The organism is Synechococcus sp. H55.2 (assembly GCF_047462495.1).
Lineage (GTDB): Bacteria > Cyanobacteriota > Cyanobacteriia > Thermostichales > Thermostichaceae > Thermostichus.
In genome coordinates, this window is the sequence record NZ_JANSJH010000088.1 from 1 (window position 1) to 11,563 (window position 11,563).

The 11,563-nt window shown below is 61.9% G+C and carries 11 protein-coding genes and 1 pseudogene; 6 read left to right on the top strand and 6 right to left on the bottom strand.

Annotation, left to right across the window (positions count from 1 at the left end; all coding sequences use genetic code 11):
• Together NW844_RS10245 and NW844_RS10250 are read left to right on the top strand one after the other, a co-directional pair.
• Positions 1 to 723 (top strand): ZIP family metal transporter (locus NW844_RS10245; RefSeq protein ID WP_414335378.1); only part of this gene is annotated, 723 nt, incomplete at its 5' end.
• Positions 724 to 770: 47 nt separating this feature from the next.
• The gene (locus NW844_RS10250; RefSeq protein WP_414335379.1) at positions 771 to 1,553 is read left to right on the top strand and encodes an alpha/beta hydrolase; all 783 of its coding nucleotides are present in this window, start codon (positions 771 to 773) and stop codon (positions 1,551 to 1,553) included.
• On the opposite strand, the gene NW844_RS10255 is transcribed toward NW844_RS10250, so the two are convergent.
• From NW844_RS10255 to murC, 4 genes are all read right to left on the bottom strand, one after another.
• Positions 1,519 to 2,298, bottom strand: a complete 780-nt coding sequence (locus tag NW844_RS10255; protein ID WP_414335381.1) for a DUF3598 family protein — start codon at positions 2,296 to 2,298, stop codon at positions 1,519 to 1,521. The two genes, NW844_RS10250 and NW844_RS10255, sit on opposite strands and share 35 nt — an antisense overlap.
• 86 nt (positions 2,299 to 2,384) lie before the next feature.
• On the bottom strand, positions 2,385 to 2,639 hold the full coding sequence (locus tag NW844_RS10260) for a hypothetical protein (RefSeq protein WP_414335383.1): 255 nt from the start codon (positions 2,637 to 2,639) through the stop codon (positions 2,385 to 2,387).
• 114 nt (positions 2,640 to 2,753) lie between these two features.
• Positions 2,754 to 3,692, bottom strand: coding sequence for a UDP-N-acetylmuramate dehydrogenase (murB, locus tag NW844_RS10265; RefSeq protein WP_414335385.1), 939 nt, complete (start codon positions 3,690 to 3,692; stop codon positions 2,754 to 2,756).
• Positions 3,689 to 5,218: a UDP-N-acetylmuramate--L-alanine ligase gene (gene murC / locus NW844_RS10270; protein WP_414335387.1), complete on the bottom strand. Its 1,530-nt coding sequence runs from the start codon at positions 5,216 to 5,218 to the stop codon at positions 3,689 to 3,691. Before murC ends, murB begins: the two co-directional genes overlap by 4 nt.
• Before the next feature lie 293 nt (positions 5,219 to 5,511).
• Here murC and NW844_RS10275 point away from each other — a divergent pair, with 293 nt between their 5' ends.
• The 3 genes from NW844_RS10275 to NW844_RS10285 all read left to right on the top strand — a co-directional run bounded on the left by NW844_RS10275 (position 5,512) and on the right by NW844_RS10285 (position 8,785).
• A complete protein-coding gene (locus NW844_RS10275; RefSeq protein WP_414335389.1) occupies positions 5,512 to 6,663 on the top strand; it encodes an ABC exporter membrane fusion protein in 1,152 nt (383 codons plus the stop codon).
• A gap of 10 nt (positions 6,664 to 6,673) precedes the next feature.
• The gene (devC, locus tag NW844_RS10280; protein WP_414335391.1) at positions 6,674 to 7,858 is read left to right on the top strand and encodes an ABC transporter permease DevC; all 1,185 of its coding nucleotides are present in this window, start codon (positions 6,674 to 6,676) and stop codon (positions 7,856 to 7,858) included.
• Positions 7,859 to 8,047: 189 nt separating this feature from the next.
• Positions 8,048 to 8,785 carry a DevA family ABC transporter ATP-binding protein gene (locus NW844_RS10285; RefSeq protein ID WP_414335393.1) on the top strand — a complete coding sequence of 246 codons (738 nt, stop codon included), beginning with the start codon at positions 8,048 to 8,050 and terminating at the stop codon, positions 8,783 to 8,785.
• On the opposite strand, the gene NW844_RS10290 is transcribed toward NW844_RS10285, so the two are convergent.
• Positions 8,782 to 9,750, bottom strand: a complete 969-nt coding sequence (locus NW844_RS10290; RefSeq protein ID WP_414335395.1) for a GDP-L-fucose synthase family protein — start codon at positions 9,748 to 9,750, stop codon at positions 8,782 to 8,784. The two genes, NW844_RS10285 and NW844_RS10290, sit on opposite strands and share 4 nt — an antisense overlap.
• A 101-nt stretch (positions 9,751 to 9,851) precedes the next feature.
• Entirely contained in the window at positions 9,852 to 11,036 is a 1,185-nt protein-coding gene (locus NW844_RS10295) for an NAD(P)/FAD-dependent oxidoreductase (RefSeq protein WP_414335396.1), read from the bottom strand.
• A gap of 212 nt (positions 11,037 to 11,248) precedes the next feature.
• Between NW844_RS10295 and NW844_RS10300 the strand changes: the two are divergent.
• Positions 11,249 to 11,563 (top strand): annotated as a pseudogene (locus tag NW844_RS10300) (mechanosensitive ion channel family protein); the annotation flags it as partial.

Genomic DNA, 11,563 nt, shown 5'->3' on the forward strand with positions numbered 1-11,563 from the left:
ACGGGGCTGGGGGCTTTGCCGGCGCTGTTTCTCCCCTCGCTCTCGGAGAGGGTGCAAGGGATCCTGCTGGGGTTTGGGGGTGGGGTGATGTTGGCCGCCACCTCGTTTTCGCTGCTGGTGCCGGGCACCGAGGCGGCGCTGGCACTGGGATATTCCCAGTTGGGGGCGGCCGTGGTGATGGTGGCGGGCCTGTTGCTGGGGGCGATCTTCCTGGAGAGTGCCCACCAGTTTCTTCCCCACGAGCACTTCTTTAAAGGGATCGAAGGGGAGAACCGCGCCCATCTAAAGCGGATCTGGCTTTTTATCATCGCCATTGCCCTGCACAACTTCCCAGAAGGCCTGGCGGTGGGGGTGGGGTTTGCCACCGGCCAAGTCGGCGATGGGCTGGTGCTGGCACTGGGGATCGGCCTGCAGAACATGCCGGAAGGGCTGGTGGTGGCCTTGTCGCTGGCAGGCCAGGGGTACTCGCGGCTATTTGCTTTTGCCATCGCTCTGCTGACCGGGCTGGTGGAGCCCATCGGCGGCATCGTGGGAGCGACAGTGGTTTCTCTGGCGCAGTCCCTGCTGCCCTGGGGCATGGCCTTTGCCGCCGGGGCGATGTTGTTTGTGATCTCAGATGAGATCATCCCCGAGTCGCACCGGCGGGGGTTGGAGCGGGAGGGCACCTTTGGCGTTCTCAGTGGGTTTGTGGTGATGCTGCTGCTGGATATTGCCCTGGGTTAAAAAGGGATCCTGTCCTGACCTGGGTCAAGTCTTGACACGAGGTTTTGATGCTGAGCAACGAGCCTTTTCTGTGGCGGGGATCAAGGGAGCACGCCTGCCTGCTGCTCCATGGGTTGGGGGGTGGTGTCTACGAGTTGCAGTGGCTGGCGGAGCGGCTGCTGGCAGCCGGCCTGACGGTGCAGGGGTTTAACTACCCTGGCCACGAGCGTCCAGCACCCCGCATGCCCCCTTCCCGCTGGACCGACTGGTACGGGCGGGTTTTGGAACATTACCTAGCCCTGCGGCAGGAGTACCCGCGTGTTTCGCTGGTGGGGTTTTCCACCGGCTGCCTGCTGGCGTTGCACCTGGCCTTTGCCCATCCTGTCCACAAATTGGTGCTGCTGGCGCCGTTTTTTGCCATTCGCCACCACTGGTACTATCTCTTTCGCCCAGAGCAGTACCTCAACAGCCTGGGCTGGCTCTTGGAAGATGTCCCTCGCTTCCGCCTGCCGATTCGGGATGGCGATGTCCGCGCGCTGGCAGAAAAAGTGGCCTATTTTCACAGCTTCCATCTGACGGCAGTGCGCAGCGCTCTTGAGCTCATCGAGCGGGTCAGGGGGGAAGTAGCCAGCATCCAAGTTCCCACCCTCATCCTGCAGCCGCGCCAAGATACGGTGGTGGATCCTGAACAAGCAGCGTGGCTTTATCAAGAACTGGGATCCGCCCAGAAGAGCCTGCATTGGCTGGAGCACTCCGACCACATTCTCACGTTGGACTGTGAGCGGGAGACGGTGTTTGCCCAGGTTTGCACCTTTCTCACCCAGGATCCCGTTCCAGCCGGATCAGCGTAACCCGTTGCCAGGCGCCGCCCTCGTCGTAGTCCCGCACCAGGCGCAGCAGGTGGCGGCCTTCCGGCCCTTCCGGAAACCAGCCTAGGCTGACGGAAAAGCGGCGATCCCGATGCAGGGTGGGGATGGGCAAGGGATCCGGCCCGCCAATCCACAGCCCCCCCGGCAAGGGAGCCCGGATCCCTGTTTCCTCTTCCCCCCAAAACTGAACTTCAGTTTCGCTGGGCAGGCTATCAACTGCAGAAAAGCTCTGGGCGATCCCCCGCCATCGCCCTTGCAGGGCCAGGCCCAGTTGCGCTTTGGTAAGTGAGGGAAAGTCGGCAGCAAGATCCAGCGCTTGGCCGCGCCGCTCCAAGATGACGGTCACCCCCACCAAGCGGCCCTGGGCGTCCCACTGTTGCACCAGCCGCGCCTTGCGATCCCCCCAGAGGAAGCCCTGCTCGACGGCAAAATCGCCAAATGGCGCCAGTTGCAGCCGCCCGTTGGAAAAGGAGCCATCGGGAAAAAAGCGCAAGCCGGGCGAGAAATCCTCATAGACCCAGCTCTGGCGGCTTGCTGGGGTGGGGGATCCCTGCGGGGGATAGTAGGCATTGGTTTGGCGGATCGCACCCAAATCCAAAGCCTCAAAGGTGATGAGGCTGCGCTTTTGGCCCACGAGTTCCCAGCCGTGGGCGGTGGGTCGATACTCGCAAAACAGGCCGTGCCATTCTCCCAGGTGCAGGGCCAGACATTGTCTCTGGGTTTTCATAAAGCCATGTGACGTAAGACTGGGGAGATGGCTTCTGTCCTAAGATCCTATCCGGGATCCCGTAGCGGGCGGAGTCCTTTCGAGTTTTAGTCGTTGTGCCGGTCTGAAGTAGGATCCCAGTCCAGGTCTTCGTGGCGGTGTTCCCGTTCCCAGCGACGCACCCAATCCCAAATGCGATAGTGCTGCTCGGCGCTGAGCTGTGTGGGATCCTGAGCCAAGGCAGCCGCTTCTTCCCCGCTGAGCAAGGCAGCCAAACTGCCGATCTCCACCAAATAGCGGCGTTCTTCTGCGGTGGTGTGGGACTGATTGAGCCGTCGAATTAAACGACGTAAAGTAGCCATATCCTGACTCATAAGCCGACGCAAAATAATCAACGAGGATCCATCAAGGACTGGTGAGAACAGTGTAAGACCAGAATCATCAAATCATCAAAGAAACAAACGGAGCAGGCCAAATTAGCTCATCAAAGGATCGTCAAAAGATCCCAGGATGCGCACTTCTGGCTCCAGAAGTATCGACCATCGTTGATAAACCTTTTCTTGGGCCAAGCAAATCAGACGGTAGATGTCGTTGGCGCTGGCCTGGCCACAGTTGAGGATGAAATTGGCATGGCGCTCGGAGATCTGGGCCCCACCAATCCGGTAGCCCTTTAGACCGGTCTGCTCAATTAACCAGCCGGCAGGATAAGTTTCGGGGTTGCGAAAGACGCTGCCACAACTGGGCAGATGATAGGGCTGAGAGCTGAGGCGCTGGTTGAGGTTGCGCTGGGTTTCCCACTGCACCTGGGCCGGATCCCGGCCTGGGAGTAACTGCAGCGTTGCCCCCGTCACCGTCCAGGGCAAGTCCTGCAGGCGAGAGCGGCGGTAGCCAAATTGCAGATCGACAGGTTCTAAGCGGCAGGGCTCCTGCTCTTCATCCAAAATCTGCACTTCCACCAACACGTCCGCCATGGCGCGTCCGTGGGCGCCGGCATTCATCACCACCGCTCCCCCCAGTGTGCCCGGGATCCCGATGGCCCATTCCAAGCCGCTCCAGCCCCGCTTGGCAGCTGCCCGCGCCAGGTTAATCAAAGGTTCTCCGGCAGCGGCCCAGATCCTCCCCCCCTCCAACAGTTGCATCCCGCGCAAACGCCGGGTGTGGATCACCAGCCCCGGCAGGCCAGCATCGCTGATGAGCAGGTTGCTGCCCGCCCCCAACAGGGTGACAGGGATCCCTTGCGCCCGCGCCCAGGCCAAACATTGCTGCAGCTCCAGATTGTTGTGCGGCTCGCAATACCACTCCGCCTTGCCGCCCACCCGGAAGCTGGTCAGAGGGGCCAACGGGATCGCCGCTTGCATCCGTCCAGAGAGTCGGGCAACGCTGGAGGTATTGGGCACGCAGGGAGCTGTAGTCATGATGCCAATACCTCAGAAGCCCCCATCTCCCCGATCCCATTCTCCGCTTGCCCCGGCAATTTCTCCCCCAAGTCTGCCAGAGGCTGTTCCCCCACCCGAGCCGCATAGGCCCGCATCGTAGCGGCTATCTGCTGATTGAGATCACCTGCGCCCAAAAAAATAGCGAGATCTCCAGGCTGCAAAACAGAGGCCAACACCTGCGGCAATTGCGGCAAAGAGGACACGTAGCGCACCTGGGGATGGTGCTCCGCCACCGCTACGGCTAACCGCAAGCTATCGGAGCCCTCAGGGGACGCTTCTCCGGCCCCATAGGTGGGCACGATCACCACCACATCTGCATTCTCGAAGCAGCGGGCAAAATCTTGGAACAAGGCGGCCAAGCGGCTGTGGCGATGAGGCTGAAACACCGCCACCACCCGCCGCTGCTGCAGATGGGCCGCCCGCAGCGTGGCGCGAACCTCGCTGGGATGGTGGGCATAGTCGTCGATAAAGGTGACCCCGCCCACCTCGCCCTTGGCTTCAAAGCGGCGCTGCACCCCCCGAAACTGGGCCAGAGCAGAGGCAATCACGGGGAACTCCAAGCCCAACTGCCGCCCGACGGCAACGGCGGCCAAAGCGTTGCTGAGGTTGTGGGATCCCAGCACCTGCAGGCGGAGCTGGCCGAGGAGGGATCCCCTCTCCCAGATCTCGGCGGAGGTAAAGTCCGCGGCATAGACGATCTCGCGCGCCTGGTACTGGGCTTGGGGATGGCCGGCCAGGCTGTAGCCAATGTCCACCGCCAGGTGGGTGGCCACGTTGGGGCAATCTAGGCAAGCCACCAGGGTTTGGCTCTGCTGCCCGTACTGCTGAAAGGCCCGGATTACCTGCTCCAGATTGGCGTAATGATCGGGGTGATCCAGCTCGATGTTGGTGATCACGCCAATCTTGGGGTAAAGCCGCACCAGGGATCCATCCGACTCATCCACCTCCGCCACCCAATATTCCCCCTGGCCCAGACGGGCGTTGCCATCCCAGGCATCCATCTCCCCACCGATAATCAAGGTGGGATCCCAGCCCGCCGCCAGCAGCATGTAGCCAATCATACTGCTAGTAGTGGTCTTGCCGTGGGTGCCCGCCACGCCGATGCTGGGGCGATGGTTAAACAAGGCGGCCAGTAAATCAGCTCGATGCCAAACCTTTAGTCCCTTGTCTAGGGCCGCTGCCAATTCCGGGTTGCTGGGGCGGATGGCGCTGGAATAGACCACCTGGGGATCCCCGGCCAAACCCTCTAGAGTGTGGCCCTGAATAAAGCGTACCCCCAAGGCTTCCAGGCGACGGGTACGGCCATTGGCGGCAATATCTGAGCCGGAAACGCGAAACCCCTGCTTGGCCAAAATGTAGGCCAGAGCCGACATCCCCACCCCACCGATGCCCACAAAGTGATAAGTGGAAAGCAGGGGATTGAAGGGATCCCGATGCGGGAGCAAAGGCTGAGAATGAACCGGCGACGGCGTGACGGGATCCCCTCCTCCAATTGTCTCCACCATCGCAACTCCACCTCACTCCTTGCCACCACACCCAAAAAATCGGCACCTGCAGAGAGGCACCAAACAGGGCAGATCATATCAGGAATTCCTACGGCTAGGTAGCTTTTGCCCCTGAGGGCTGCCGAAGGCCGACAGATCAACCCAGATTTAGGAAAAAAAACAAAAGCAAGCACCCAGGAAAAACCTGGACATCCTCAGCTCGCAAAATTTACATTTATTAAAGAATTGGCGACACAGCAACCGTTTGCACGTTTGCGGTGCCCAACTACGGAACCAAAGCGAGTGGGGAACTAATGAATCGGCGGGTGCTCTGGTGGACGGCGGGAGCTGCGCTGCTGGGCTGTGCCAGCCTAGCCTGGCTGGGCCTGAGTCGGCAGGCAGCCACTCAGTCCATCTCAGAAAATGCTGAGGCGACAGTGGAAATCCGGCTGCCCCCCCGTATTGGCGCCCTGGGGCGCCTGGAGCCGGAAGGAGAAGTGGTGCAGGTGGCCGGCCCCCCTGGGGAGCGGGTGGGCGAGATGTTGGTGGCTGAAGGGGATCGCGTGGTGGCAGGCCAAGTGCTGGCGCGACTGGAAAACTATGGCGAGCGCCTGGCGGAGCGGGAGTATGCTGCCGCCCAACTGCAAGAAGCCCGCGCCCGACTAGAGGCCGAGACCCGCTTTGGCCAAGCCCAAGTTGAAGAGGCGCGCACCCGCCTCAACCGTCTAGACGAACCGCAACAGTTGCAGATCCGATCCCAAGAGGCGGTGGTGGAGCGCCTTCGGGCGGAGCTGGCCGATGCTGAGGCCAACCTGGCTCGCTTTCAGACCCTGTGGCAGGAGGGGGCTATCTCCCAGCAGGAGCTCGACCAGAAGGCTCTGCTGGTGCGGCAACGGCAGGAGGACTTGCGGGCTGCCGAGGCCACTCTGGATCAACTGCGCCTGGCCCGCGAGCGGGATCTGCGCAACGCCCAAGCCCAGGTGCAAGCCGCTGAAGCAGGGCTGAGGCGGGCCCAAGCGCAAGTGCAACTGGGATCCCTGGCCCGCAACCTGGAGCTGGCAGAAGCCCGCCTGGAGCGCACCCTCATCCGCGCCCCCCGGGCCGGCCAGGTGCTCAAGATCCACACCCATCCTGGGGAAGTTATCGCTGCCGACAAAGGGATCCTCGAGCTGGGCAACACCGACCAGATGATGGTGGTGGCGGAGGTCTACGAAACCGACATCCTGCGGGTGCGGCCCGGACAACGGGCCACCATCAGCAACCGCGCGCTGCCAGAAACGTTGCAGGGCCGGGTCGAGCGCCTGGGCCTGCAAATCGGCAAGAAAGACGTGCTCAACACCGACCCCGCCGCCGATGTGGATGCCCGTGTGGTGGAGGTGTATATCCGCCTGGATCCGGAAAGCAGCGCCCGCGTGGCTGGCCTGACCAACCTGCAAGTGGATGTGGCCATCGAGGTCGAGGGGTAGGGGGGGAACGATGTCCGGCCTGTTCAGCGTAGCGTTTATCGGGCGCCGCATCCCGTTGGCCTGGCTGCAGTTGACGCGGGAGAAGATCCGCCTGCTGGTGGCCCTGGCGGGCATTGCCTTTGCCTGCATCCTTATGTTTATGCAGTTGGGCTTCCAAGACAGCCTGCTGGAGAGCGCCATCCGCTTCCATGTCGCCCTCAAGGGGGAGATCTTCCTGGTCAGCCCCCAGTCCAACGCCCTCATTGCCATGAACACCTTTTCCCAGCGGCGGCTGTACCAGGCACTGGGCTTTGAGGGGGTACGGGCCATCTCGCCCGTCTATGTGGGCTTTGCCCTCTGGAAAAACCCCCAGACCCGCCGCACCCGCAGCATCTTTGTGGTGGGGGTGGATCCCTCTGCCGACCTGCTGGAGTTGCCGGAGCTGACCCCCGACAAGTTGGAGGAGATCAAGAAGGCGGACGTGGTGCTCTTCGACCGCCGCTCCCGCAGCGAGTTTGGCCCCATCCCGGAATGGTTTGAGTCCGGTCGAGAGGTCTTTACCGAGGTGGGGAACCGCCGCGTCCAGGTGGGGGGTCTGTTTGAGATGGGGGCTACCTTTGGCGCCGACGGCACCATCCTCACCAGCGACCTCAACTTCCTGCGCATTTTTCCCCAGCGGGAGCGCGGCCTCGTGGATATCGGTGTGGTGCAACTGCAGCCGGGGGTGGATCCCCAGCCGTTGGTGCAGCAGATGCGGGCTTTGCTGCCGGAGGATGTGCGGGTGCTGTCGCGGGCAGAGTTTATCGATATGGAGCAAAGCTACTGGGAGGAGGGCACGGCCATCGGCTTTATTTTCGGCCTGGGGGTGGCCATGGGTTTCATCGTCGGCATTGTGATTGTCTATCAGATCCTCTACACCGATGTGTCGGATCACCTGGCGGAATATGCCACCCTTAAGGCCATGGGCTACACGGATACTTACTTGCTGGGGGTGGTGTTTCAAGAAGCTATTTTGCTGGCCGGTCTGGGATATATTCCCGCTTTTGCCCTGGCGGTTTTGCTCTACGATTTGACGGCCAATGCCACGTTGCTGCCAATTGCCATGACCTTCAACCGGGCGGTGCTGGTGCTGCTCCTGGCGGTGAGTATGTGCTTTATCTCAGGAGCTATTGCCGTGCGGCGCCTGCGGGCAGCCGATCCCGCCGATATTTTCTAAAGTTTTGGCAAGGCGTTGCATGGGGGAGAGGAAATGGATTGTTGAATGGCTTGAACTCAACTGCCCAAAACTTCTGGGATCCTTTCAATGATCTCCGGCCAAAGGTTTCTGGATGGTTCAATCGCGGCAGTTTCCATGATGGCCCACGATAAGTTGTCAACCCAAGTTGTTTGAGATTTTGAGCTCCCTATGCTGCCTTCCCTTCTCGATCAAGCCGCCCTCGCCTCCACCCAAAATGCCGTTGAGCCGGTGGTCAAAGCCGAAGGGGTGAACCACTACTTTGGCGAGGGATCCCTGCGCAAGCAAGTGCTTTTTGACATCAACTTCGTTTTGCAGCCGGGGGAGATCGTGTTGTTGACCGGCCCCTCCGGCTCCGGCAAGACCACGCTGCTCACGCTCCTGGGAGCTTTGCGCTCGGTGCAGGAGGGCAGCTTGCGGGTGTTGGGGCAGGAGCTGCGGGGCGCCCAGCCCAACACCCTCATCCAGATCCGCCGCCAGGTGGGGTACATCTTCCAGGCCCACAACCTGCTGCGCTCCCTGACGGCAGCCCAAAATGTGCGTATGGCTCTGGAGCTGCACAACGGCCTTTCCGCCCAGGAAGCCCAAGAGCGGGCGGAAGCGATGCTGGCGGCGGTGGGTCTCGAGGATCGCGTCCACTACTACCCCGAACAACTTTCGGGTGGGCAGAAGCAGCGGGTGGCCATTGCGCGGGCCCTGGTCAGCCACCCCAAATTGGTGCTGGCGGATGAGCCGACGGCAGCCCTGGACAGCAAGTCGGGCCGCGAGGTGGTGACCCTGATGGAGAAGTTGGCGCGGGAGCAGGGCTGCACCATCCTGATGGTGACCCACGACAACCGCATCCTCGACATCGCCGACCGGGTGCTGCACATGGAAGATGGCCGTCTGGAGAGCCAGGTTGTCGCCTAGCCGGCTGGCGCGTGGCGGCGGTACCAATCGATGGTGCGCTGCAGCCCCTCCCGCAGCCCCACCTTGGCCACAAAACCAATCCTCTCGCGGGCCTTGGAGATGTCCAGGCAGCGGCGCGGCTGGCCGTTGGGCTTGTCCGTTTGCCAGCGGATCTCGCCCCGAAACTCCATCAGCTCGCAGATGAGGGCAATCAGATCTCGGATGGAGATCTCCTCGCCGGTGCCCAGGTTCAGGGGCTCGGAGCTGTTGTAGAGCTGGGTGGCCAGGAGAATGCCGCGGGCGGCATCTTCGGCGTAGAAAAACTCGCGGGTGGGGCTGCCATCTCCCCACACCTCGACGTAGTTCTGGCCCCGCTGCTGCGCCTCGTGGACCTTGCGGATCAAGGCCGGGATCACGTGGGAGCTTTCCGGATCGAAGTTGTCCATGGGGCCGTAGAGGTTCACCGGCAGGAGGTAGATGCCGTTGAAGCCATATTGCTGCCGGTAGGCCTGCAGTTGCACCAGCAGGGCTTTCTTGGCGATGCCGTAGGGGGCGTTGGTCTCCTCCGGGTAGCCGTTCCAGAGATCTTCTTCCTTGAAGGGGACGGGGGTGAACTTGGGATAGGCGCAGATGGTGCCCACGCAGACAAACTTCTCCACCCCAGCTAGATAGGCGGCGTGGATGAGCTGGGATCCCATGATCAGGTTGTCGTAGAAAAGCTCCGCCGGCTTGGCCTGGTTGAGGCCGATGCCGCCCACGTGGGCCGCCAAATGGATGACGATATCTTGCCCCTGCACCACCTCTTGGCAGACTTCCCAGCGGCGCAGGTCGTGGGTGCGGGAGCGCGGGATCCGCACCTGCTCCGGCTTCACCCCCAGCACTTGCAACTGCTGCAGCACATGTTTGCCCAAAAAGCCGCTGCCCCCCGTGAGCAAGATGCGCTTTTGGCTGAGATCGATGGCACTGGGCACACTGTTGAGCATCATGTCCGACGCGGAAAATCCCCGGCTTCCATTATGCGGCAGATGGGATAGCCGTATCTCAGAGCTGTTCGGCGATGGCCATTGACAATCGACAGGTGAGGTATTCAACTCAAAACCTGGACAAACCGCCCCGGAGACAGAGCAGGGATCCATTCGTCCACTTGTCCATAAGCCTGTTGGGCGAAACGACGGGCCAGGGCTGGCACGATGGCCAAAGGGTTGCTGAAGCCGGAAAACAGTTGCAGGCCTTCCCAGCCGGGCAGGGATCCGACCAGAGGCTGGTGATCGGCGCTGAAGGCCACCAAGCAGTGATACCACCGCCCGGGCAGGCGGGCCACCTGGGGCAGGTAGCGACCGGCCTGTTCCCGGATCTGGGCTTCGCTGGCAGCGGCATCCACCTCGGCCATGGGATCCGTCAGCACCCGGCTGATCTGGCCCAGGCGAATGCTGCCGTCCACAAATTGCAGGATCCCGACATCCAAAATCGGCGGGCAGAGCTCCTGCCCCGGCTCATCCCAAAAGGGATCCCGGTCGGGGTGGGCCGCTTGCCGCTCCAGCTCCAAACGCCGCACGGGCGCGCTCATGACGATGCTTCTCAACCGCACCTCTGCAGGCTTCAGCTCGAGGGATTCGGCGTGGGTGAAGTAGATAGGGGCCCGGATCCCGGCCTGGCGCAACAGAGCCCGCGTCCAGCCGCCGGCGCACACCACCACCTGGGCTGCGCCATAGAAGCTTGTATCGGTCTCCACGCCCGTAATGTGCTGCCCCTGTCGCCGCAGGCCCGTCACGGTTTGCAAGAGCAGGGATCCGCCCAGGCGGTGGAAAGCCTTCTGAAAAGCCAGCGTCGTCAGCCAGGGGTGAATGTGGCCATGCCGGGCCCAGAGCACACCCTCTAGGGCCGCCGGATGCAAGAGGGGCTCCAGCTCACAGGCCGTCTCTACAGAAATCCGCCGGGGTGGGATGCGACAGTCGGCCAGATCTGCTTCGACAGCTTCTAGCTGGTGGCCAGGGGCAATCGGCAGGAGCAGATCCAGCTCGCGAAAGTGAATATCCGCCTCCAGCTCCTCTGACAGGATGCGGTAGCGTTGGATCCCTTCTTCCCCCAAAGCTTTGAGCAGGGGGGTTTTCCCCGCCCAATGGGCCAGGCCACCGTAGCTGTAGCGCGTGGCACTGGGCGGCAGCGCTTCCTTCTCTATGAGGAGAACGGATCCCCCTTGACGGGCCAGCTCGTAGCTCAAGGCCGCTCCGGTGATCCCGCCGCCGATGACAATCCAGTCGTAGTTGGCCATGCTGCCCTCGTTACCCTGAACTTCATCTTGCGGCAGAGTGGCTCTGTTCAGGGTAGCAAGCGCAGCAGAACCTCAGCGGTGGCGGATACTAGCTGAGGAGGAACCCCCAGAGGGCCTCCCTGAGTCCTAATTGAGTGTTCCCGCCGCAGTTCAACGGTGTTATAGAGTGATCTGGCGTTCATCGTGGTCGATAGCGGAGCAAGGGCAAAGATATGAACGAACTACTTCAAACCATCAACCGCAGTCTTTTGGAGATGGTGGGGCGAGGCATCGAGCTGTTGCCGGGCTTCTTGATTGCTGCAGTGATCCTCTGGGCCACCCGCTATGGCGTTCGGGCCGTGCGGCGCCTGCTGGGATCCGCAGCCAATCGGTGGATCTCCAGCCCTTCTCTGCAGTTGTTGCTGGTGCAGATCGGCCAAGTGGGTGCTTGGGTGGTGGGGATCCTGGCAGCCAGCGTGGTGGCTTTCCCAGATCTGCGCTTGGGAGATCTGATCGGGCTGTTGGGGTTAGGATCGGTGGCCATCGGT